The sequence below is a fragment of the Sphingobacterium sp. Mn56C genome, from assembly GCF_049319645.1.
GTDB lineage: Bacteria > Bacteroidota > Bacteroidia > Sphingobacteriales > Sphingobacteriaceae > Sphingobacterium.
The window spans coordinates 276,868-301,423 of sequence record NZ_JBMOUC010000002.1 but is presented as its reverse complement, the minus strand read 5'-3'; the positions used below and the strand labels follow the sequence as shown (position 1 = coordinate 301,423).

18 protein-coding genes and 1 pseudogene are annotated in these 24,556 nt (G+C 40.3%); 7 read left to right on the top strand and 12 right to left on the bottom strand.

Going from position 1 to position 24,556, the window contains the following annotated elements:
* Positions 1–49: 49 nt before the first annotated feature.
* Together ACL9RF_RS08775 and ACL9RF_RS08770 are read right to left on the bottom strand one after the other, a co-directional pair.
* Positions 50–175: a sigma factor gene (locus tag ACL9RF_RS08775; protein ID WP_422800417.1), complete on the bottom strand. Its 126-nt coding sequence runs from the start codon at positions 173–175 to the stop codon at positions 50–52.
* 116 nt (positions 176–291) lie between these two features.
* Entirely contained in the window at positions 292–564 is a 273-nt protein-coding gene (locus tag ACL9RF_RS08770; RefSeq protein ID WP_422800236.1) for a hypothetical protein, read from the bottom strand.
* 294 nt (positions 565–858) lie between these two features.
* On the opposite strand from ACL9RF_RS08770, the gene ACL9RF_RS08765 reads away from it, so the two are divergent.
* The 5 genes from ACL9RF_RS08765 (at position 859) to ACL9RF_RS08745 (ending at position 9,601) form a co-directional block, all read left to right on the top strand.
* Positions 859–1,071 carry a hypothetical protein gene (locus ACL9RF_RS08765; RefSeq protein ID WP_422800235.1) on the top strand — a complete coding sequence of 71 codons (213 nt, stop codon included), beginning with the start codon at positions 859–861 and terminating at the stop codon, positions 1,069–1,071.
* A 69-nt stretch (positions 1,072–1,140) separates the two neighbouring features.
* Positions 1,141–3,819 (top strand): M14 family metallopeptidase, encoded by a 2,679-nt coding sequence (locus ACL9RF_RS08760; RefSeq protein ID WP_422800234.1) that lies wholly within the window; start codon positions 1,141–1,143, stop codon positions 3,817–3,819.
* 39 nt (positions 3,820–3,858) lie between these two features.
* Positions 3,859–4,857 (top strand): DUF4369 domain-containing protein, encoded by a 999-nt coding sequence (locus ACL9RF_RS08755; RefSeq protein ID WP_422800233.1) that lies wholly within the window; start codon positions 3,859–3,861, stop codon positions 4,855–4,857.
* 52 nt (positions 4,858–4,909) lie between these two features.
* Positions 4,910–8,071 carry a SusC/RagA family TonB-linked outer membrane protein gene (locus ACL9RF_RS08750; protein ID WP_422800232.1) on the top strand — a complete coding sequence of 1,054 codons (3,162 nt, stop codon included), beginning with the start codon at positions 4,910–4,912 and terminating at the stop codon, positions 8,069–8,071.
* Positions 8,072–8,092: 21 nt separating this feature from the next.
* Positions 8,093–9,601 (top strand): RagB/SusD family nutrient uptake outer membrane protein, encoded by a 1,509-nt coding sequence (locus ACL9RF_RS08745; RefSeq protein WP_422800231.1) that lies wholly within the window; start codon positions 8,093–8,095, stop codon positions 9,599–9,601.
* A gap of 90 nt (positions 9,602–9,691) precedes the next feature.
* Here the strand turns inward: ACL9RF_RS08745 and ACL9RF_RS08740 are convergent, their stop codons facing one another.
* From ACL9RF_RS08740 to ACL9RF_RS08725, 4 genes and pseudogenes are all read right to left on the bottom strand, one after another.
* On the bottom strand, positions 9,692–10,183 hold the full coding sequence (locus ACL9RF_RS08740; RefSeq protein ID WP_422800416.1) for a hypothetical protein: 492 nt from the start codon (positions 10,181–10,183) through the stop codon (positions 9,692–9,694).
* Positions 10,172–10,606 (bottom strand): annotated as a pseudogene (locus tag ACL9RF_RS08735) (exo-beta-N-acetylmuramidase NamZ domain-containing protein); the annotation flags it as partial. The pseudogene ACL9RF_RS08735 and the gene ACL9RF_RS08740, both read right to left, overlap by 12 nt.
* A gap of 848 nt (positions 10,607–11,454) precedes the next feature.
* Positions 11,455–12,993 carry a hypothetical protein gene (locus tag ACL9RF_RS08730; protein WP_422800230.1) on the bottom strand — a complete coding sequence of 513 codons (1,539 nt, stop codon included), beginning with the start codon at positions 12,991–12,993 and terminating at the stop codon, positions 11,455–11,457.
* A gap of 24 nt (positions 12,994–13,017) precedes the next feature.
* The gene (locus ACL9RF_RS08725) at positions 13,018–16,062 is read right to left on the bottom strand and encodes a SusC/RagA family TonB-linked outer membrane protein (protein WP_422800229.1); all 3,045 of its coding nucleotides are present in this window, start codon (positions 16,060–16,062) and stop codon (positions 13,018–13,020) included.
* Positions 16,063–16,929: 867 nt separating this feature from the next.
* Between ACL9RF_RS08725 and ACL9RF_RS08720 the strand changes: the two genes are divergently transcribed.
* Both ACL9RF_RS08720 and ACL9RF_RS08715 read left to right on the top strand, forming a co-directional pair.
* Complete coding sequence (locus tag ACL9RF_RS08720) at positions 16,930–17,733, top strand: GLPGLI family protein (RefSeq protein ID WP_422800228.1); 804 nt, start codon at positions 16,930–16,932, stop codon at positions 17,731–17,733.
* A 149-nt stretch (positions 17,734–17,882) separates the two neighbouring features.
* Positions 17,883–18,290: a carboxypeptidase-like regulatory domain-containing protein gene (locus ACL9RF_RS08715; RefSeq protein ID WP_422800227.1), complete on the top strand. Its 408-nt coding sequence runs from the start codon at positions 17,883–17,885 to the stop codon at positions 18,288–18,290.
* Positions 18,291–18,563: 273 nt separating this feature from the next.
* Here ACL9RF_RS08715 and ACL9RF_RS08710 read toward each other — a convergent pair whose 3' ends face one another.
* From ACL9RF_RS08710 to ACL9RF_RS08685, 6 genes are all read right to left on the bottom strand, one after another.
* A complete protein-coding gene (locus tag ACL9RF_RS08710; RefSeq protein WP_422800415.1) occupies positions 18,564–19,100 on the bottom strand; it encodes a DUF6625 family protein in 537 nt (178 codons plus the stop codon).
* 74 nt (positions 19,101–19,174) lie between these two features.
* Entirely contained in the window at positions 19,175–20,602 is a 1,428-nt protein-coding gene (locus ACL9RF_RS08705; protein ID WP_422800226.1) for a TlpA family protein disulfide reductase, read from the bottom strand.
* Between the two features lie 124 nt (positions 20,603–20,726).
* A complete protein-coding gene (locus tag ACL9RF_RS08700; RefSeq protein ID WP_422800225.1) occupies positions 20,727–20,912 on the bottom strand; it encodes a TIGR04149 family rSAM-modified RiPP in 186 nt (61 codons plus the stop codon).
* Between the two features lie 471 nt (positions 20,913–21,383).
* Complete coding sequence (locus ACL9RF_RS08695) at positions 21,384–21,752, bottom strand: hypothetical protein (protein ID WP_422800224.1); 369 nt, start codon at positions 21,750–21,752, stop codon at positions 21,384–21,386.
* Positions 21,753–22,325: 573 nt separating this feature from the next.
* The gene (locus tag ACL9RF_RS08690) at positions 22,326–22,526 is read right to left on the bottom strand and encodes a hypothetical protein (protein WP_422800223.1); all 201 of its coding nucleotides are present in this window, start codon (positions 22,524–22,526) and stop codon (positions 22,326–22,328) included.
* A gap of 307 nt (positions 22,527–22,833) precedes the next feature.
* Complete coding sequence (locus tag ACL9RF_RS08685; RefSeq protein ID WP_422800222.1) at positions 22,834–23,877, bottom strand: helix-turn-helix transcriptional regulator; 1,044 nt, start codon at positions 23,875–23,877, stop codon at positions 22,834–22,836.
* Positions 23,878–24,556 lie beyond the last annotated feature (679 nt).

The window sequence follows — 24,556 nt, the reverse complement described above, 5'->3', positions numbered from 1 at the left end:
ATTCCTGATGATAGGAATATGCAAAAAAACAATGAGGTAAATAAAAGAACTAGCTTTTTTGATTTAATCTGTTTATTAATATAATGCATATTTCCTGAAAGATGTCTTTCGCATCATCATGATTTCCTACATAGTTTAAACAGGTCGCGTAAATCCGATTTTTAAAATCGTTTATTAACCCCGTTATAGTATCTTTTTTTCCATTTTAGGTTTAGAGGCTAAATCATATGCTTTATTACATAAAATGTAAACTTTTTCTTTATAGCCCGTATTAAGAATATACCCACGAGGTCAGCATATTCTCCTTCGTCTTTGGCACTGCTTTTTTACAAAAACAACCGGCAGCTCCAATAAATAACCCAACATAATAGCTGGAGCCATACTGCTAACCTCCACCGTTACGATTTTATTAATTGGTAAATGACCAAAACAACGTACAAACTTAACACCTATGGATTTCATTAAAATCGGATCCATCTGGTGGTTGATAAAGCTATCGACGTTTGATAATTCACCTGCAAAGCTTTTGCCACCCTTTAAGATACAGTCTTTTAATAATTTCATGTCAAAAAAAGATGAGCGCAAACATACGGGAGGTCTTACAAAATGATGGCTATTGTGTGGTCTTTTCTTCGTTGTCACCTGTTGAGAACTAGAGGATGTCGTGTCAATTTTTGAAACGAAATGCGCAATGAATTATTTTACATAGGGCACAAAACGAGTCTGTTAGCGACAATTAAGTCATGGGAGTAGGCTATTTTCTTGACTAATAAATAGGATGTAGACGCCGTTAATGCCCCAATAAGAAGGGTAGTTTAAAAAAATCATAAAAAGACTACTAATTCTGTAGTAATTGTAGTGATATGTTTTATATTTGCATTCGAATCGTTTATCCATTGGCGTTGGCAACGAATTAATCTAACAAAATACAGCTACTATGAAATCAGTAAGATCAACCCTAACCGCACCATTTTTAACACAAGGAATACGACCTATCTCCATGTCGTGTCGAATGCGCTGCTGCGCTTAAGTCTATCCTCCATGCTTAAGGAGCAATCAGCAATCGCTTAGCATGCTGCATTGCCAATCATGAAGCAAGTCAAGTACTTGCCCGTATTCATTTATTTAAAAATCATCCGCATGAAAAAATACACGGTATTTTTACAATACTTGGTGTTGCCTGTTTTTCTATGGAGCAGCACCCTTATTGCCCAAGCTCAAGTAAATGCAACGCCCGCAGAATTGCAGACAGGGGCCGCTGCCTTAAACCTAGAGCGAGACTATTACTTTCCGGCAAACAGCCGTTTTTCGGCTGCGGTTCCTACGCCTAGTCAATTTTTCAACCGTCAAATAGGACATAGCCACACGCGCTATGATCAAATATTAAACTATTTTAAAGCCCTCGAAAAGAGCTCTAACCGGGTAAAGCTGGACAGCTTGGGGTATACTTGGGAAGGTAGACCATTGATTGTGTTGAAGGTGTCCTCCCCAGAGAATATCAGCAAAGCAGAGCAAATTCGCCAGAAACATATTGAAACGATAAATAGGGCTAAAAATAACCAGTCGGCAGCTGCTAGCGATCAGCAGGCCTTGGTATTTCTAGGCTTTAGTGTACATGGTAATGAAAGCTCGGCTGCTGAAGCCTCTATCTTAACCGCTTACTATTTGGCGGCCTCGGAAGATCCTAAGGTGAAAGAAGAGCTGGATAAGGCGATTTTCTTCGTTGATCCTGTGCGTAATCCCGACGGTTATGATCGCTACATCACATGGGTAAATGCTAATAGCGCTTTTCCGCCCAATGGTAGTGCGCTAGACCGCGAGCATAATGAGGTCTGGCCCGGTGGACGAACAAACCATTATTGGTTTGATTTGAACCGTGACTGGGTCAATCAAGTACATCCAGAAAGTAAAGCTCGCGTGCGCTATTTTCAGTCCTGGCTTCCTCACTTCCAAGGTGATTTTCACGAGATGGGCGCTGCCTCTTCCTTCTTCTTTGAGCCGACGAAGCCTGGAGCACAAGAGTCGCCTTTGGTGCCGAAGAGTACCTTTCAACTTAATGAGCTTTTCGCGACATACTATGCGCAAGCGTTGAATGATATTGGTTCCTTTTATTTCACCAAAGAACAGTTCGATAACATTAACCCAACATACGGATCAACCTACCCTGACCATGTGGGAAGCTTGGGCATTCTCTTTGAACAAGCAAGCCCGCGTGGCTTATTTCAAACCACCAGCAATGGCGATTTAACCTATCCTTTAGCTATTCGTAACCATTTTAGAATTGCCTTAGCCAGCATCACCGCTTCGGTAGATCACCGTGAAAAATTGCAAGAAAATCAGTTGAAGTTCTTCCGCTCGGCTTTTGACTTAGCGGCTAAAGATCCGGTAAAAGGATATGTCGTCGACTTAAAGTATAGAGATCGCACCGCAGTGCATTTTAAAGAGTTACTTAATCAGCATCAAATTCAGTATGCCGAAAATACACGTGACCGTAAGGTAGATGGGAAAGATTTTGAGAAAGGGTCATCCATTATTATCCCGACAGCGCAAGCCAACTACCGCTTGGTGAAGGTGATCTTTGACGAAACGAAAGAATATGTAGACAGCGTTTTTTACGATGGCTCTGGTAACTCTATCGCGTACCTCTATGGTTTTCCTTATGCTGGTATTAAGCAAGACTTGGATAAAGGAGAAAGCAATCAGCCGTCGGCGGCTCATGCTATCGTTCCTGTGGTAAGTAAAAGTAACTATGCTTATCTCGTGGACTGGCGTCAAGAGGGAGCTCCTTGGTTTTTGTCGCAATTGCTTCAAAAAGGCATTATCGTTAAATCATCCAGCAGTCCGTTTGAGGTTATTGATCAGGGGAAACCTGTAGCCTTTGATTATGGAACGCTGCTGATTCCGGTGAGTGGACAGTCAATTTCTGCGGATGCTCTATTCGCCGTTTTGCAAGACCTTAACAAGCGTGGTGCTATCGCCATCACATCGGCGACGACGGGTTATAGCAGCAAAGGTATAGACCTTGGTAGCAGTGGCTTTAAAGCATTAAAACCACAAAATGCGTTGTTGTTGACAGGAAGTGGTGTGAGTGCCTATGAAGCAGGTGAGGTGTGGTATGCATTCGAGCGTCAGCTGGAGCAATCGTTGCTACGTGTCAATGTCGATCAGTTTAATCGTGTCAATCTTGATGATTATCAGGTGTTGGTATTGGTGAGTGGCGAATATTCAGCTTTGGCGAAGCCTGCTGTAGATCGTATTCAAGCATGGGTGCGCAAAGGAGGAACTTTAATCGCTGTAGGGCGTACAGGAGAGTGGCTTGCCGATCAAAAGATAGCGTCATTCAAGTTCCAAAGTACACGCGCAGATCGTGGTGAAGCAAAGGATGCAAAAGAAGGTAAAGAAACGAAGTTGAAAGCTCGTTACGAATATGCTTCTGCGCAAGGAAGGGAAGGTACCAAACGTATCGGAGGCACCTATTTCAATACCGAAATTGACCGTACGCACCCCATAGGATATGGTTTCACACAAAAAAATAAACCCGTTTACCGCAGTCACAACCTCTTTGTAGAGCTCGGCGACCAACCCTACAATAATGTAGCGGTCTATACCAAAGCCCCTTTGTTAAACGGCTATGCGTCGACAGAAAATCAAAAAAAATTAGAAGGTACGGCTAGTATTTTGGTGGAAAGTAATGGTGGGGGTAGCATTGTCTACTTCGTTGAAGATCCTTTATTCCGAGGTATTTCCTTCGGTAATGCGCGCAGTTTCTTTAATGCGGTTTTTTTAGGTCAAACGATTCAATCCGGCGGAAGACGATAAATTAAAATTTAGTTGTAAACAGTTATAAGTAAGTATAATATGAAAAACAAACAAGCTTTATTCGCTGCCTTGATGCTACTATTGGTGGTACAGGTATCGGCACAAAATGTAGCTCCTTTACGCTTAAAAGGAACGGTAACTGGCGTGAAAGATGGTACAATTTACCTGCAACAATATGATAATAAAATATTCAAAACCGTAGACTCCACGGTCGTGAAAAATGGTCACTTTAGCTTTGCGACAAAGGTGCAGCTGCCTGAGCTGTATGGACTTAAATTGCCTGGTGATAGCTACCCGGTACAAGTATTCTTAGAGGATGCGCCGATAGAAGTGGCTATCCAATGGGGTGAAAAAGCTGGACGCGCAGAAGTTAAAGGGTCAAAGGCACAAGCCTACTTTGAAAGCGCTAGCAAGGAGCAGCGTAAACAAACGGCGAAAGAGTTTATCGAGACAGATCCTAAATCTATCGTGGCTGCTTACACCTTGTTCCGTAATTATTCGTACAACTTATCCCCAGATGAGTTGGAAGCACACATCAAGTTGTTAGATCCTTCCTTACAACAAACACAGTATGTGAACATTTTGAAAGATTTGATTCAAAAGCAAAGAGCTGTATTGCCTGGTAAGAAGGCGTTGGACTTCGTGTCTAAAGACCCGAATGGAAATACCGTTCGTTTCAGTGAACATTTAGGCAAAGGCTATGTGTTATTGGATTTCTGGGCCGCTTGGTGTGGACCATGTCGCCGAGAAAACCCGAATGTCGTAGCAGCTTTTCATAAGTATAAAAACAAAGGTTTTACCGTGTTTGGTGTCTCCTTAGATAAAGATAAAGCAAGCTGGGTGAAAGCGATTAAAGATGATGGCCTAGATTGGGCGCAAGTGTCTGACTTAGCTTTCTGGGATACGGAAGCAGCTGCACTTTATGGTGTCCGTTTTATTCCGAGCAACTTGTTGATTGATGAGGATGGCGTTATTGTGGCTCGCAATATTAAAGGAGAGGAGCTACAAGAGAAACTAAAAGAAATATATGGCGAATAAGCGTGCTTCTAGTACTGCTTATGCCTTACATACATCAAAAATAGTAAAGACGATGAAAAAAACAAGTTTGTTTTACTTTCTGCTGCTGCTCTCGGGAGGCGTAGTGATTACACCAACCTATGCGCAAGAGCAAACGAAGCCTATCATAAATGCGGTGCTCAGTGGGGTGGTGCAGGACGCCGCAACAGGGCGTCCTATTTCGGGAGCAACCTTAAACTTGAAAGATGTAACCCATCAGGTGACCACCGATAAGTTCGGTAAATTTCAATTTGTAACCGGACAAAAGTTACCTTTCACGGTGACCATTTCCTACGTAGGCTATGAAAGTAAGACCTTAGCCATTAATAATTCGCCCGTTGTGATTCAACTGGAGCCGATAGAAAATGCACTCGAAGAGACCGTGGTCGTAGGCTATACCACGGCTAAAAAATCCAGCTATACCGGTTCGGTATCTACCGTAAGTGGTAAAGAACTCGATAATTTGCAGATAACCACTCTTGGCAAAGCCTTACAAGGAACGGTGCCCGGTTTACAGTCTATTGCCTCGGCAGGACAGCCCGGCAGCGATGCAGATCTTTTTGTGCGTGGAGTGGGCTCTGTGAATGCTTCCACAGCGCCATTGTATGTGGTCGATGGTATTCCGGGGGCTAATCCGAATAATTTGAATCCGAAGGATATCCTTTCCATTTCGGTTTTAAAAGATGCGACGGCAAGTGCATTATATGGCTCGCGTGGTGCCAACGGCGTTATTGTCGTGACCACCAAATCGGGAGAGCTTAATAGTAAAACTTCCGTGAACTTCTCGGCCAATTATGGCTTTACGGGCCGCGCCGTGAAGGATTATGCGTACCTCTCTCAGCAAGAATACTATGAGTTGCAATGGGAGGCTATCCGTAATACCCAGGTCGACCAAGGTAAATCGGCCGCGGTGGCGGCACAGTATGCAACAGATTACCTCGTGGATGGTGCGCTGAAAGTAAATGTTTTTGGTCCAAACTTCCCGAAGCCTGTCGGTTTAGATGGAAAGTTGGTGGCTGGCGCAACACCACTATGGAATGACGACTGGGGGAAAGCAATTTCTCGTACTGGCGTGCGTCAGCAATACGACCTAAGTTTAAGTGGCGGTAGCGCCAATACGCGTTACTTTATCTCTGGCGGCTACCTCAATGAGCAAGGTTGGATACGTACGGCTGATTTCAATCGCTATAACTTCCGTACCAATGTGCAGTCAAAGGTGAATTCGTGGTTTGAAGCCGGTGGAAACATCGCTTTATCATCGGGCTTCCAGCGTTCGCCTACGCAAAGCGATAGCAATACAGGCAACTTTGCCAACTTCCAGCGTTTAGTATCCGATTTATATCCTGTTTACCAGCGCAACCCCGATGGAACATTAATCTTAGATGAGCAAGGCAATAAAATATGGGACTACGGATTATGGCGCCCAACGACAGCGGCTAGCGGTTCCAATATTTTGGGAAGTGCCGAGAATGCGATCTCGGGCACCAACAATGAATCTGTCCTGTTGGGAACAAATATCAAAATTTCATTCTCCGATAAGTTATCATTACGAACAACGGCTAATGTAGATTACCGGACGACAAGCGGACATAGCTATTCGCACTCTTACTACAGTACAGGGGTCTTGACCGAAGGTGCTGGATCTGCCAGCCGTAGCTCCAGTCGTGCATTGAACTATACCGTAAACAGTTTTTTAAACTATGACGCTACTTTTGGCAGTCAGCATCATATTTCTGCGTTAGCAGGACCAGAGGTGTATGTTCAAGGAGGTTCATCCCTTTCGGGGAGCCGCACTGGATTTCAGGTGTTAGGCAAAACTGAACCTTCGGCAGGAACGGTTAGCGGTGTCTTCAATGGTACGTCGTCCGACTATAAGCTTTCCAGCTGGTTGGGACAGGTGAACTACGATTATCTCGATCGTTATCACTTTTCTACAAGTTACCGTAGGGATGGTTCCTCACGTTTCAGTAAGCAGTCGCGTTGGGGTAACTTTTGGTCGGTAGGTGCTGCCTGGAATATTAAGAAAGAGTCTTTCTTGCGTGATATGAGCACCATTAACAACTTGAACCTACGCGCCAGTTATGGAGCACAAGGAAATGATAGAGTAGGGAATTACGCCTACGGCGGATTCTATTCGATCTACAACAGTTTAGACCAGCTAGGGCTACTGCCGTCGGATTTGCCAACACCAGAACTAAAATGGGAAACCAACTTAAACTTAAATATTGGAGCAGATATCGCCTTGTTTAATAACCGATTGATTGCGCAGATTGATGTGTATGACCGTCAGTCTAAAGATTTACTTTTCCAAAAGCCCCTTTCTCCCTCAACGGGATATAGTGGTATTGACGCTAATATTGGATCCTTGAGTAACCGCGGTATTGATGGGCAGATAACGGCTGTGCCGATTCGTAACAAAGACTTTAGATGGTCATTAACGGCAAACTTTGGCCATTACAGAAATAAAATAACCAAGCTCCCGCAGAAAGAGATCCTGACAGGGTCTATTGGGCAGTATGGTAATACCAAAAAGATGGTAGAAGGAGGTTCTATCTACGACTTCTTTATCAAAGAATGGGCAGGTGTAGATCCAGAATCGGGAAAAGCAACCTGGTTTAAAGATGTGCGTGATGCACAAGGTAATGTCACCGGGCGTACCACCACCAGTAATCAGAATGACGCTTCGTTGTATTTTGAAGGGAGTTCACTACCTGATTTATATGGCGGGATCAGCAACAACTTTAGCTACAAAGGCTTTGATCTTTCTTTCTTGTTCTCGTATAGCCTAGGCGGTAAAATATTTGATGGCGACCAGCCTATGATTATGCATGTGGGGTCGGCACCAGGTAGAAGCTGGTCGAAGGAAGCTTTAAATCGATGGACTCCCGAAAATAGAGATACCGATTTTCCGCGCCTGTCTTATGTGACAGACTCTTGGAATACGATACCGTCGACACGTTTCTTGCGTAGTGCAAGCTATGGACGTTTGAAGAACCTCAGTGTCAGCTACACCATTCCACGCAATTTGGTGTCTAAATGGTCTTTGTCGGATGTGCGCATCCGCTTCGTGGGCGAAAATTTGCTGACTTTCTATGGTACACAGGGTTTGGATCCAGAGCAGACGGTGAGTGGTGTTACTTACTACCGCTATCCAGCACAGAAATCCTATGCCTTGGTTCTTAATGTTTCTTTCTAATCCTGTTAATGTGTTTCAATCATGAAATTAAAATTTAAATATATAGCAGCTTTCTTACCCCTACTGGCGTTTTCGTCGTGTAAAGATAGCTTCTTTGATACCGCGCCAGCGACGCAGATTACTACACCTGAGGTGTTCTCTTCAGAGAGTAATATCGATGCTTTTATCAACGGGTCAATACGCTTCCTGATGGAGAACAGCACCTCGCAAGATAACCCTGGACTGCCGACCATCTTTTTGACACATGAAGTGATGGGAGAGGATGCTATTGCACGCGACGGTCGTTACGGCTTTAGGGACTCCTATCCCTATAAAGATCCCTTTGACAATGGTACGCGCCGTGCCCTCTTCTTTTGGACCTTGCAGTACAAGTCTATCGACCATGCAAACAACCTTATTGCCAATATTAAAATTGATGATAGCAGCAAGGAGAGTTTAAAGCATCTCAAAGGGCAAGCTTATGCCTTGCGTGGGGTGAACTATCTCAACTTAGTACGTCAATATCAGTTTACCTATGTGAAAGACCCGAATGCAAAGGCGCTGCCAATTTATACCGATCCGACTACGCCTACGACGGAGCCTAAGCCTCTTTCTACCGTGAAACAGGTATATGACCAGATTATTGCCGACCTTAAGGAGGCCGAAAGGCTATTGCCAGGCTTTAAACGTAAAGTGAAAAATAGATTAGATCTCAACGTGGTGTATGGTTTATTGGCTAGAACCTACTTAACGCAGGAAAATTGGGAGCAAGCGCGTGACTATGCGAACAAAGCGCGCGTGGGGTACCCCTTGATGTCGGCTACGCAATATACCGAAGGCTTTAATGATGTCGGCAATCCGGAATGGATTTGGGGACATCCGCAGACACAAACACAAAACCTAGGTGGCGCTTCTTTCTTGGCTTATATCGAGACTACGCCCTACGCGACAGATGCTAAGGGTGTCAATTTATACTTCGGATACAACAGCATAATTCCTGATCCTAACTTTATCACGTTGTTCGCCAACGGGGATGTGCGTAAGTCTTTGTTTGATATCGCTAAGCAACCTGCAGAAGCGATTTATAGATCCTACCGTTACCGTAAGTTTAGAAATAAACACCCCAATCGCGATGGCCATATCGTGTTGATGCGTGCCTCCGAGCAATTGCTTATTGAAGCAGAAAGTAAAGCGCGCTTGGACGATGTGAAGGGCGCTATTGACTTGTTGAATGAGTTAAGACGTAAACGTAATGTGCCTGATTTAGTAGCTACAGACTTCGATAAATTGAAAGCAGTACAAGAAATCTTGTTGGAACGCCGTAAAGAACTATGGGGTGAAGGTTTCCGTTTGTATGATATCTTACGTACACAAACAGCGCCTGTTCGTCGTGAAACAAATGAAACGTTTGTCGATGATGCCGGAAAAACGGTATCGGTGATGGGGCATTATATTTTGAAGTTTCCTGATGGAACAAACATAACTCCGAATAGTAAATATTTTTTATTCCCTATTCCCCTAAACGAACTGAATAACAATCCTAACCTCTAAAAAGGTATAGTAGTTCTCCTGACCGCGGAAGAACTATTTATCGTTTTTTGTTTATGCCGTTGTATCCGGAAGGGTATGGCGGCTATCTTTTTAAGGATATAATACGTATTGCTGACGCATCTCTTTGTACTTCTTTAAACCTGGTTGCCAACTTTTACGAATATCTTCCGCCGTTAAGCCAGCTACAATTTGCGCCTCTAACGTGGTGCCTCCAGCCAATTTCTCAAAAGCGACAATCTCTTTACTCCGCTTCTTGTCAAAGAAAATTTCCTTTTTAGGATACGTGTTGTATGTTTCGATAAGCCAAGAGAGGTCGACTTTTTTCTCCGCTCTTAGCTTTTGCAAATCCACCTTTCTAAGGTCAAGCCCATAGCAAACTTGATCTTTGTAAATCGGTTTTCCACTCATCTCTTTAATGCTGAATGGCGTGAAGGAGAAGCTGTACATACCTTTCAGTGCAGGGCTGCCGATGACCGTAAATGGATATTGCGTACCTCGGCCTTCATTTAAAATAGTTCCTTCAAATAGACAGGTGGAAGGATATAACAAAATGGCCTGTTGGTTATTGATATTTGGCGACATCTTTACGGGGGGTAAGTAAGGCATTTCATGGGTGTAATATAGCATCTTAATCACCTTTTTTTTACACTGAACGCCATTTGCTAGCCAACCTTCACCATTAATCATTTGTGCATATTCACCTACCGTCATACCACGGGTGATGGGAACAGGATGCATGCCGATGTCTGCTTGGTAATTCGTATCCAAGATGGGACCGTCAACAAACTAGCCGTTAGGATTTGGTCGGTCTAGAATGAGGAGTTCTTTGTCTTGTTCGGCACAGGCTTCCATGACACGGTGCATCGTCGCGATATAGGTAAAATATCGAACGCCAATATCTTGTATGTCGTAGATGAGTAGGTCTACATCTACGAGCATCTCTTTGGTCGGCTTTTTGGTCTTTCCATATAATGAAACGATTTTTACGCCTGTCTTTGGATCTGTATCATGGGAAACCTAAACGCCAGCACCTACATCAGCACGAAAGCCGTGCTCTGGGCCAAACACTTTGACAATATTAACGCCTAGCGAAATAAGGCTGTCCACTGTGCATACTTTCCCAATTTTGGAAGAATTGTTGACCAGCATCCCGACACGCTTCCCTTGCAGGTAACCCACATAAGCAGCAGTCTGCTCTGCGCCTGTGCGAAACTGGGCAACAGCTGAGTGCGCAAGAAAAAACCAGGCCTAAACAATGAAAATAAATTTCATCTCTTTCATAATTATTCTTTTAAAATGCATCAATACCTGTCGTGATGTAATGGTTTATGAGGCAGGCTAACGTCATTTTTACCTAAGCCACAAGCAAAAGATATACTTGGTTATTTATATGCAGTAATTTTACTGTTTAAAATTAAATACGTAAGAAGGTGCATTTTTATAAACGCATAAAAAAGAAGTTAGCTCTTTGCTACTGGTGGTGATCTACTTTGTTATGCTTTTTTGAGCGCTGAAAAATCGACAAAAATTGGTTTTGAATTTGTTGTGCGTATGTTTACGGCATAATATTTTTTTACTAGCTAGAAGTACTAAAGCTGTGCTAACATTGACTTTTCTTGCATATTATTAGGTACGTTTATTACTCTTTGTTGCACAGGATGCCCTTTTTGATGGCGTTACCCAAGCAAATTACATACGAAGTATATCCAATAAGCAGAGTAGGAAGAAATAGGTTTAATAAAAAAGGGCCTTTGTTTTCCAGCGTCGATTAAGGCGTGCACGTAATCTTTGCAAAGAAAACAAAAGGCCACTATATAATGGAGGGTTAGTCTTGTTTTTTGGTGAAGTCTATGCTATAAAGACGGTTTCCAACCGTTATCTCTAGCGGTGCCCAGCTCACCATATTTTCCTTTTTCACCTGCTGCCTCCTTACCACCGAAGCTGTAAGCCGGTTCGCCGATAAGCTCTAGTTGAACTTGTGGAATTGGAAACTGCGTTGGGGTGCCTCCCTGTAGTAAGTCATTACGACGCATAAAGGTGAAAGGAACAAAAGTACCACCAGCGCCATCAATCTCGATCGCATACTCATAGTGAAGCGCATCGCGCAGCACAGCAGCAGAGGCCGCGATATCCGGCAAGCCCCCTTTAAGTTTACGTGCTGCGGTAGGGTTGTTTAGTTCAGCTGCGGCACCCTGATAGTCTTTCAGCCAGTATTTCGCCTCGGCACGTAGTAAACGTGTCTCCTCGGCTAAGAAATACGGATTTATAGCTCCAGCGACGTTCAGTGTCGATTGCTTCGGATACATCCAGCGAGAGCGTAGGTAGTTGCTAAACAGACCTCTGCCGCGGGCCTCAAGTAAAATTCCGAAGTTGCTGGTATAGGTAAAATACTCGTAAAAACGTTTATCATCCGATGCAATCGGCGCTAAGATCACCGAGTTGTCCAGCGGATAGATGTTCGGCGTTTTTTTTGTTTTGTCGGCCAGATACGCAATTTTTATATCTACCGGCACATAGGATGCTGTACCATAGGGTCTTTCTAAAACATCCACCAAGGCATTGTAGTAGCCACCCACGGTGGTGGTGATGGTGTAGTCTTTGGTGAATCCCTTGTTGGCATAGTCGAGTACTTTTATCCAATGCTGCTCGCCTAAAGCTGCTGCTTCTGCTTGCTCGCGCGCTACCGACGACAGGATGCGCGCCGATAATGAATTGATTATTAGGACAAAGTCGGCTTTTGAAATGGTAACCCCTTTCAGAAAGTCAAAATTCAGATTCGGCGACGCCTCGATGAGCTGTAAAGTTTTGTCCAGATGTTTGATCCCGTTTGCGATCAGGTCCTTGTAGGAATGTGGAAACTCCCGCAATTTCAGGTTGGCATCATCGACAATAATGCCGCGGTCAAAGATAACGCCTAGATAACCCTGGGAGACGCCTTTCGCGTAGTAAGCGCCTATTAAACAGTCCTGCGTACGGTCGGCTCCTTTATCATCGTAGATGGTTATTTTTTGATTTTCAATCATATCAATCACCTTGGTCGCATCTAAGTTTGATTGATAGAAGTTTGCGTAGATCTCCCGCACGGCAGCATACCCCCGGTAGGCCGCATTGTTGTTTAGGCGAATACGTGGTTCATTGGCAAAATCCCACCACGATTGACTACCATTGGTGTTTGTCGATTGATCTGCCCATAGGCTGAAGTGCGAACCTCCGGCATTGCTGGTCGTGGTGTTGAAAGCCGTTTGTATGCTACTCGTCGTGAGAACATAGCCTAAGCTTTTTATTTTATCTATGGCAGCTTCATTGGTTAAGGTCGACGGGTCGTCAAAACCTATAGACTCACAACTCGTAAGTGATGCCGCAATTGCTATACTCAAAAATATCTTTTTCATAGTCATGTGCTTAAACGCTTTACGTTAAAAATTAAAGGTTAATTTACCCGAAATAATTCTGTAGGTAGGGTAGTTAAAACCGTCCTGTCCGATGCCATCGACGTTTGTGCCTTCAAACTTTGTCCAGATAAACAGGTTGCGGCCGATAAGGGATAGATTCGCGTTTTTCAAAATTTTGCCTAAGCCTAGCTTTTGTGTCGGTAGCTTGTAGGATAACGACAATTCGCGAAGTGCTAGATAGGTCGTTTTCTCAATCCAGTAATCTGTCACTTGCGAGGCGTTGAATACTTGGGTCGTGAAGTTTAGTGGTTTTCCGGCTGCTGCCGTAGCATCGGAGAAAGCCGAGCGGTATACATAAGTTAAGTACTGTGCGGTTTCATTAAATTTCTGTCCCCCTTGTTGCCAGTCTAACACCGTATATAAAGAGAAAGGTCCGTAGCTGATGGTGTTGCTAAAGCCGACAAGGAAATCCGGATTTGCATCGCCTAAGATTTTAGCATTACCCGTTGCCGCGTTTACATAAAATACAGGCGCTTCGTTGGCTTTTCCTAAAGCTGCTTTCTCTACAACCACACCAAATTCGTTAACCACATAGTCGTCGATACGTTTCGTACCATCGCCAGCATTCGTCACAAAACCCTGTGCATTGGTTTGCAGTTGGCCAAGGTCGGAGTGTATGCTATAGCCATAGATTGCAGTGGTGCTTGCGCCCACAGCCTTTCTATAGCCGTTGGATGTAAATTCAGGAACATCGCCCAAGGAGGTTATGCGGCTGCGCACTCTACTGAAGGTAAGGCCTGACGTCCAGGAGAATTTCTGCTGCTCGATTATTTTTCCATTTACTTCCAGCTCTAAGGAGTTCGACTTCACGGCACCTAGGTTGTCATAAATATTTGCAGACCCTGAAATAGGAGTGAAGGCAGGAACGGATATAAAATCGTTGGTACTATTCGAAAACGCATAGTTAAATTGCACGTTCAATCGTTTGAAAAGTACCGCATCAAAACCAAGCTCCGTTTCTGCCGTTATGGCTCTTTTCAGGTTGGTGTTGTCGTTTTGCGTATAGCTCACGCCTCCGGTATTGGAGATACGCACGCGGCTATCTTTTGCGCCGAATGGCGGAAGACTTCCTGCCTTACCATAAGCTACACGTAGCTTAAATTCCGTAACTGGGTTTAGGTTGAGGTCTTCTGTCAGGCGGTAGGCTGCTGATATACGCGGAAAGAAAGCCGTTCCTACATCGCGCCCAAAGCGCGAACTTTGATCCAAGCGTCCCAAGGCGTCGATAAACACCTTATCGGCCCATGCTATCTTCGCATTTAAGAAATAGCCATGGTTAACGGTTTTTTCCCATGATGATGAGATATTACGGGTGCTAGGCTCGGTTACGCTTAGGTTTTTTACAGGTGCCGTTAGGTTTCTTCCCGAAGCGTTAAAGCCGTTTGCCGACGAAAATTCATAGACATATTTCGCCGTCAAGCCCCAGTCTACCTTTCCAGTTTTGCGGTTGTAGTTCACCTGGAATTGACCATTTTTACTATTTGATTTTAAGGTCGTCAAGGCGTAGTTGCCGTTGTTGAGCTCTATATCTGGAACAATTGTCTGGTAACCTTTGGGGTAGTATTCTTCGGTGTTATATTGTTTTGTCTGTAGGGATAAGGATCCTTCAGCACTTAAGTGGTCGGTGATGACATATTTAAGTTTACCACCCAATAATAGGTTCTCTGTTTGGTAGGCATACTCTTCATTACTTAAACGATAAAACGGATTGGTCCACTGCTGTCCCGATAAGTTACTTCCTTTTGGAAGATAGCTGTATTTACCCGACGCATCTTTCTCGCTCAAATCAATAAAGGGTTCTACGAGGAGGGTAGAGTACAATAATCCCTCGGAACGGCTTGATACCGCTTTTGAAGGGGTATTAAAATAGCCGTATTGTGTGTTGATGTCGACGGTAATCTTTGGTGTTACTTTATACCCCAAATTAAAGAGTATATTTTGCCTTTTGTCGGCCGCAACGACTGGTGAAACACCCCCTTTATTTTGATTTTGGGCCGAGAGGTAAATGTTATACTTTTCGCCACTCGCACCTACAGCGACCGAATTGGTATAGTAGCTTGTTCTACCTAGCAAGTTTTTGGTATTATCGACATAGTCTTTGTAGGGATGTAGATTGACAGAGTAGCCATTCTCTTTGTAATCAATAACGCGCGCACCATTAACCAATAAGAATGATCCGTCGGGATTTACTTTAAAGTGGTGATTATAAGATAATGGCGGCAACAATAGCAAACTGGAATAGCCCAGTTCATTGTCTACATTAATATTCAGTTTACCATCTTTCTTTCCATTTTTTGTTAGCACTTGGATAACACCACCTTCTCCGCGTGTTCCGTAAAGAGCCGACGCAGCAGCCCCTTTTACGACCTCAATGGTTTCGATGTCATTAGGGTTAAGATCCGAAAGACGAAGGGAGGTTACAAAACCATCGATAACAATAAGGGGTTCAATTTCGCCAGTTACAGATTTTGAACCGCGTAGGTAAACGGAGGCTCCAGCATTTCCGCCGGCCTGATTAACGCGCAAGCCCGCTACTTTGCCACGTAAGCTGGTCGAAGCGTCCAAAGAGGGCACCGTACCAATAAGCTCATTGTCTATTTTTGTTAAAGCAAAAGATAGCTTCTTGCGGCTTGTTCCTTGTGCAACACCCGTCACGACAACTTGGTCGAGCTCCTTGGAAAGAGGCGTTAATTCGATGGTGATGGGGCTGGTTTCAACAACTAAAGCCAGTGATTGGTAGCTTAGGTGGCTTATACGAACTTTAAAAGGTAGTTTTTGTCCGGTAACAAACTGGAATCGTCCTTCACCATCTGTTTTCACACTATGGGTAACTGCATCCAGCTGAATCGTTACGTCTTCAATAGGTTCTTTCGTGATTGCATCTATTATTTTTCCTGCTAAAGAAGCATTAACAATGGGTTTTACCTGTGCAAAAGTTGCTGTCGTTAAGACCAAAAAATAAAGCAATAGCAAGCTGATAGAATACACATGTACTCTAGTATTTTTCATAAAGAATGTATTAATAGTTAAAAATTAAACAACAAGTGCCAACGCCAATTGATTACTTGTAAGTACATTAAAAAATGGATGTTCTGTAGTTTGATACACTACAGTAGCGACTAGTAACACATTCGCATGGATGCGAAGCAAAGGTGGGTTTGTGTGAAACCAAAGAATTCAAGGGATAGGCATTCTGCGTGTAGTGGTTTTGGTAGATTTTGTTCCATTCTAGATAATATATTATGGTTTGCTAAATAATGAAAACTTACTGTTTATCAGTTGACTAAGTTTTCGTTTTCCATCAAGTCATTTATGAAATGATGAAGCAAATATAGTTATTAAATACAATATCTATCTATTTAATAGATTATTTTTTAAGAAAAGTATAATACGACTTAATTCGTGGCAACCTGTGTGTTAAGGTTGAACGTATAAGGATTGCTTATTTTTAGGGATGGGACACGATTTTGTACCTTTCTACCAATAAAGGTGTAAATCGTCAGCAAAAAGTGGACAGCTAATCTATAAATCTTAAGGAGGGTTTTTAATTAAAAATATTAAATTTAATTATGGAAACTCCCAAGAAAAAGAGAACAAGTGAAAATCAATTCAATTAACCTGAGAAGGCAATTGTATAATCAACAAAAATTACTAAATTTATAACAACAATCTCTCCTTAATGAGATAGACCTAAGTGTCCAAATTAGTTTGATGACGTACATACCGGACTAGGACTATATTGTTAAACTAGTACTACGGTTCCACAGTTGTACTAGTTTAATGACAATAAGACTAAATTTTATATAAATTATTTATATACAAGTTTAATTTCTTGATACATATGTATTAATTTGATCATAATATAATTATTACACTATGAGATATTTTATATTTTCACTACAGTTATTTTTATGTATAAATTTTGTACATTCACAAACTAGCCAAAATTTGTATAAAATATTATATGATATAAAATATCTAGTCGATACAAACAAATCTGAGGTATTAAATGAACAAGGTGTACTTTTCGTTGAAAAAAATAAGTCTTATTTTTTAACAAAGACAGCGGACCAAAGGGACTCTATTTTTCATTTTAACAATAGGCCAATTGATTATCATGCTAATATAAAATCTAAGGTATTACGCGTTGTTAAAAATCATGATAATAGAAGTATTTTTCATTATGTTCAATTTCTTCCTGGTCCAATGTTTAATACAACTGAGGAAATGGATAGTTTGAATTGGAATATTTTGACTGATACGATGACTATTTATAACTATAAATGTCAAAAGGCATCTTTAGAATACAGAGGTAATACTTGGTGGGCTTGGTTTGCACTTGATTTACCGATTGCAGATGGTCCTTATAAGTTTTGTGGTTTGCCTGGATTAATTATAAAAATGGAGAATCTCAAGGGAAATTGGAGTTTTGATTTATCAAGTATTAGTATAGAAAAAAACCGATTTTTGAATTTGTCTTTTTTGGAAAAGTCAAAACAAGTTTCTTACCAAGAGCTTTTAAAGGAAAGTGATTCTTGGAAATATAATCGCATAGAACGAGTAGAAGCCACTGGCATGATTAAATATGAACCGAATGAAAGACTCAATTTTATAAAACTAAACTTAGAGCGAATAAAAAAAGAGAATAATGATATAGAAGTTGGTTTAATGCATTATTAATGAATTGGTTTGGCTAGCAAGCTTTTTTTTAATATGAACTTCTGTTGGTGTTGTAAAGCCCTTCTATATATTCAAATACAAATAAGTAAGCTTGCTCTCTAGTCTGATATGTGTTAAAACGAAATAATGCGATTGAACTTTAATTATCTATGAGAAATCAGTTACTTATTTTATTCTTCAGTACTTTCTTATTTCAAGAGGTTTATTCTCAAACTACGATTTCTGGGAAGGTAGTCGATGATGATCATAAACCTATACCTAATGTTTCGGTTTCTTATAAAAAGGTTGGTGGAGCAGCAATGCTGGGATTCGGGCGTTCGGATAATAATGGATTATACAGTTTTTTGATTAAAATTACCGATGTAGATAGTGTTCAGCTTGATTTTCAACATATGAACTATGCGAAAAAATCGGTAGTAGTGGCTAATAGAACAGCTAATTATTCTTATCAACCCAGGCATCAAGCTCGTGAAATAGAAGAAGTAAAGGTAGGTAATTTACCAATCTATAAGCGCAAGGATACGATCAATTATGCACTGGAACCCGAAGCTCTATAGTACACCAAAATTTTTTTTTCTAAAAAAGAAGCCATTTTGTTTTTGATCCACTCATCCAACTCATCGGAAGAACTATAGTCCAATAAAACAAATTCAACATGACCTGGAAGGTAATTATTCTTTATGTTCGTTTGGAGAGTCTCTTTCAGATGATAAAGACGGTTCATACATGTCGTACAAAATGAGATTTTCATTTGTGCTTCGTTGGTTGTTATACCCATCAAAAAAATGTTTATTAATCAGGCTCTGTAACAGTCGAACCTAAATTGAATACTAGTAAATTGCATTCGTTCCGACTGAAAATCTGGATTTAATTTCTTTTCTGTAGTCGATGGCTTCCGAATACCTCTTTTTGAAGCGTACTAGATGAAAAAGGAGCGCCTGGAATTCATTTCGAAATGTCAGAAGCCCATTGTCCCAAACAATATCACCAGTTACCCTTTCAATAATCTGAAACTCGAAATAAGCTCTTATGCATCTCTCTTCATCCAGCCTCTTAACCACATGTGTCATACTCTCAACCTCGGTTTCAATCAGGCTATAATGCAATCCCTTCTCAAATTCTTCAAAAGCAAAATTGGTTTCGTCAAAAAAGAAACTTTCATCTGATGTAAAAACACGTATATGATCCTTGCTATTCTTGAACAGATTCCGGCACTTTTTATCATTTCTATAAAGAGAAAAGCATCCTGTTAGATAATCATGTCGGGCGCTAATTACATCATATCCTGACAGTAACTGGTTATCCATAAATGTCCTTATATTTCCCCATATAATATCGATATCACAATACCCCCAAGTATATTTTATTTACTGTCATTAAATTTGGGATTAATACTTGTTTTTTATTGCAGATATTCTCAGCGTTACGAGGCAGAAATTATCTACATTGCAAGCCCCTTATGAATCCATCCCGCTATAATATCAGCCCCTGGAAACCCCTTGCTTACTTCATACTGTTTACCTGTCCTATCGAAAGCTAGATATCTTGGAACCGAATTTATTTCATATTTTTCAGCAATTGCATCATAATGAATATTCGCCAGATAGTAGTGTTCCCCTCCCAGAGTATTCACATAATTGTTCCATTGCTCAATCTTAGATGATTCGTTAGTAATGTACAAAAACACTACTTCTTTGTCCGCAAATTGAAGTTTCAATTTGCGCATGCGATCATGTGCTTCAAGACATGGACCACACCAAGTGGCCCAAAAGTCAACCAGCACGATTTTACCTTTATATAATGAAACAATATCATCCAATCTTACGTTGACCTCCTTCTCAAACGGGAGAAAATGACGATTACTATTTTGCATGCTTTTTCGCGCTGTGGCGATCTCATTTTGGCGTAAAATATAATTAACCAAATCCCTATTAGAGAAATATTGTTCTATATCCCTAACTTGGTAATTAGTCAAAGTCTGTTCCTCTTCAATTTGATTAATATATTTATAAGCGATTGCCATATCATAGAAAAGATTTTCAGTATTCCCTATAGATTCGCCGAAATTCGAGCGAAGGAATTTTAAGTATAATGACGGATTACTTTTTAGCAAGTTGGGCTGCTTGAGATTTGGATCTTTTACTAGTCTATCTAATAGCAAATTATAAGACGCTGTTATAAGTGAACTCGTGTCAGCATCTTCTTGGGTAACGACGGTGTTCAAAATACTTTTCTCCGTCGCTTTCTCTCTTATTTTATTAACCAACAGGTCTCTCATAAAATTGCCTACCAGTTTTTTCGAAAATACTCCAAACGCAGATTGGGAAGGTTTATCGTTTATCTGTTGAACGGCCTTCTGTATGAATGATAGATTCGTGGTTCGCAACTCATTTGTTGAAGCTGTACTTTGCGCGAGATTTAGAATCGTGTCGTCTATGGAGTAATCAAAGCACCCCATAATTAGTTTCGGAATTTGTTCTGATTGTTCAAAAATTTCTTTAAAAATACCGGTATATTCAACTTTATATTCCTTTGGTGTTTGATACTCTATCTCTATCTTATCCGATTCGTTTGGTAGTATCACAGTATAGAAATATTGGTTATTAAACTGGAAGTAAACTGTTGACGGCCCAAAAATATAAAAGTTTACAAGAAAGGTTGAATCGTTAACTGTTTCGAACGGGATGGGTTTTTCCGAAGATAGAGCGCTTAACATCCGTGCGGAAGTCAACTCAATTTCTTTTGGGTATGCTCCAGACAACTCAATAACCAAAGTAGCATAGCCACTTCGTGTAAAGCGGGCGTCTTGAGAGAAAGCTGTCGAAGCCCAAATGAACCCTATAATTATAGAGATGAAAAATTTTGCCATAAATGAATAGAATGTGTATGCTGAACCTTACTTAATAGAGCATGGGTATTGAAACATAAAGTTTATTGAGAGTCTAACCCGCAATAAACTTTAGCAACCTTGGTTTAAGATAATAATTTTAACTTCAACCGTAGATTCCCATGTAGTAACCACATATGCCTCGTCTACCATCTCTTGTAACACACGGGTCGCCTAGCCCTCGACCACCTGTCCCACATGCTTGTGCTTGGCCAGTGCTACCACCTGTAATATTTTTCATTTCTTTTTCAGAAAGAACTGCAGCAATGCTACTCAAATTGATCTTTTTCATAATTTTTATTTATTATTCAGTAAATTACAATAGTGCCTATCTATGCATTACATTATCCTGATACCCTTTATCATTTCTTTAAGTTTCTATGCTAATTTCAACTATTATCCTAGCATGATGTGGACAAAATAAAATAAATCCATGAAAACTGTCCGTTTTGTGCTATTTTGCTTGGTAACTCTCCATGCTTTCCCAACTCGGCGCATAAGCAATGTCTTCTATCGACCATGTAGAGGGTAACTTGTAGCCGTTTATCAAAACAGTTGGTGTTCGGTCAATCCCTTTCTCATTAATCCATCGTTCGTGCCTGCTAAACTCTTCTTCTACTTTTTCGTGGTGAATATCTATAGTTTGAAATTGATGACGGAATTCAGTTGACTTATTTTGATCAGTGAACCATCTATTGTAGCGTCGTAAGGAATCTACACGGTCGTTAAAGTAAGACGCGATCAAGAATTTACATGAATCTTCCTAGTATTTGAAATAAGTAAAGATATATTGAACACATATCCTCTCACGATTTTTCAATAATTTTTCTATCCGGCTATGCAACTCTGCGCATGGTCCACAATGAGGATTAGTGACAACCGTAACCAACACTGTTCCTTCAGGATTGCCAAAGAGAGTAGATGAAATAGATTTATCAACCAAATAACGAGATTGTTGTTTTAATACCAATGAATAAATTTCACCATTAGCCTTTAGATTGTTTAGTTCCTGCTGAACATTTTCTCCTATAGCTTCTCCGACAATCATCGACGTAATTCTGTGCGTTAAGGTAGTAAAGAATAGATACACCATGGAAACTACCCCTAGGGACATGATATTAAATACTAACATACGTATTTATCAAATAATACATTAATCACCATAATGACCAATAGAATACTGATCGTGAATAAACACAAGGGACACCAAGTTTTTGCCCTAATCTTCTGATACCATATGCTCCAGATTATGTATGGGATAGATAACAAATTAATCCATGCGTAATAGGGGAGAAAGTTTGGAACAAAAACTAATATGAAAATGTTTGCTAAAAATAGCCTGTGCCAATATCACTCCAAGTAAATATATTGAATAGTTTAGAGCCATTTGAAGTCAGAACATCATTACAGTTTGTCTTTTTGAAGAGAGCGCACAGCTTATCGGAAAATGTATTGCTCAAGTTCAATTGCTTCTTTATAAGGAGAGCAATCCAACAAATAAAGCTATTGCATTTAGCAATAGCGAAACTATGATTTCCTTTCTGTCATAAGAATCTATATTAACAATCGATGCAATCATGAGAATTGTCAACGCAAGCAAGAACGATACACTAACACTCTTTTCAAGTAACGCTTTTCTTTTATTTTTAAGATAGTTGGGTTCGATTGAGACACTTGTTTTCTCTACAAGCAGTGCAACCCCAGACTAGTCATCACAGAATTGCTTGATATTGACCTTTGTATTTAAGGATCCGACCCTAATGGAAACATTTTCCCCTTCTATCTCATATACGACACCAAAGTCATCGCCAATCTTTGCAATAAAAGTAGTTTGGATGTCGTGAATAACATTGATTTTATTCTCTATATTAATAGCACCGTTCTCAACACCGTAGTGTGAAAGCATTTCTGATACTCCTAACAACGAATATTTATTTGGATGAGTATTATAGTATTTATTCGACGCTTTTTTAGTGTGTTTAATGTCTCATGCAACTAAAATTGAGACGAATACATTTGTTCCAGCTTTTATCATAATTATTATAAACTATTTATCACGGTAAATCATTTATACCTGATATTAGGATTTCAACTATGGAGTAAAATCATAGCACGAAACGGACAAAAAAAATAAATGATGATGACCGGATGATCTACCAAGCAGTTCATTGGAATTTCCGGAAAATCTTTTTGTCCTGCCGATAAGATATTCTTTAAGGATACAAGCTACTGTTGCTTTGCTTTTGCACATCTAGAAACCGAATGCTATTGGCAAATTGCGATCTGTATTCTTCAGGGCTATAATCAAAGTTTTTTCGAAAGAGTCTACTAAAATAATTTGAGCTATTAAATCCACATTTCATTGCTATGTGAGATACATTACAGTCTGTTTTTAACAGGAGATCCCTACTATGGGCGAGTCGCAGTCTGAGAATATAAGATATCGGAGACTCAGACTCAGCACTGAAAGCCCTTCTGAGAGTTCTTTCGGTGATATTGAATTTTTCACATAAAAAAGATATTTTTGTAATATCCTTTTTGTAGAAATGCTTTTTAAGATACTTCTTGATTTCATGTATTTTTTCTTTTTTTGAAAGCCCAAGCAGATAATTTTTATAGTCCTGGGCATGACTATAATCTTTTATAAGTTGCTTTAGATGGAATGTTAAAGTCTCGTCAAGTGAGTCCCTTCTATTGTTGGGTTTTTGCAAAAGACATTTCAGCACTTCATTCATAGCATCGCTTAAATAAATTTTTTTCATAAAAGACACACTGAACTTTAAATTCTGATGCAATAAGATAAAATCTTGTAGACGTGAAAAGCTAGGTTCTTCACTGCGGATCCAGTCAGTATTTAAAGAGGCATAAAAAAAACGATGTTTGCCTGAAGTAAATTTCATGGTATAGTCTCCCTCTTCGATCATAGTACCGTAACAATTTTTTCCTAAGGCGATACCGAGAATATCGTCATTGCCGTTTGTGAACAAAGCTTTTCCTTGAAGCATAAAAAATAGAAGTAAGCTATGATGCCGAATCCTAAAGCGAATAATAACTTCCTGTTCCAAAACGAGCTCTACGCTTTCCATAAAGAAAAGGTAATTGTTATAATGCTGTGTAATTATATTGCCTTCAGGAATGGCCATATTAATACCTTTAGCATACGGCATATAAATGGTAACCTTATCAGTAAAAGCCAAATTGACTTTAGTAACATTGGCTTTTTTCAATTCAAGTACAACGGGATTTTTAGGTTTCATCGACTTCTGAGTTATATGATCAATAACGATTGTTAAATAATACGAGCCTTTACTAGTAAAAAAGTAAGCTACACCGCTTTTTTGTTACGACTCAATCACCTCTCATGGAAGGTGATTTTCGGTTACTGTTCCGTCTCCCATTTCAAGAGCAAACTCCATTGCTACATTTTCATGATTCAAGGATACCATAGTTTAAAGTTTAAATGAGAATTGGTCAAATTCAAATTTCGCTCGTTGATTTGGCTTGTGTAACGTCTGTAATATTACTGATGATTTTCTTCGTTTCCTTAAATTTTCGGTGAATACGGAATTTAATAGGATGAAGTTTGCAGAAATACAGTGTCAACCATTAAAATTCTAATTTAATCTTTACTTTTTTCCACTTCACCGAATAAATTATTTGAAGTTTTATCCTTTAAAAAATCATGTTAGTAGGACCACTAAAAACTTGTACGTCATCAAACTAATTTGGACACTTAGGTCTATCTCCTTATGGAGAGGTTGTTGTTATAAATTTAGTAATTTTTGTTGATTATACAATTGCCTTCTCAGGTTAATTGAATTGATTTTCACTTGTTCTCTTTTTCTTTGGAGTTTCCATAATTAAATTTAATGTTTTTAATGAAAACCCTCCTTAAGATTATAACTTTAACTGTCCACTTTTTGCTGACTATTTACA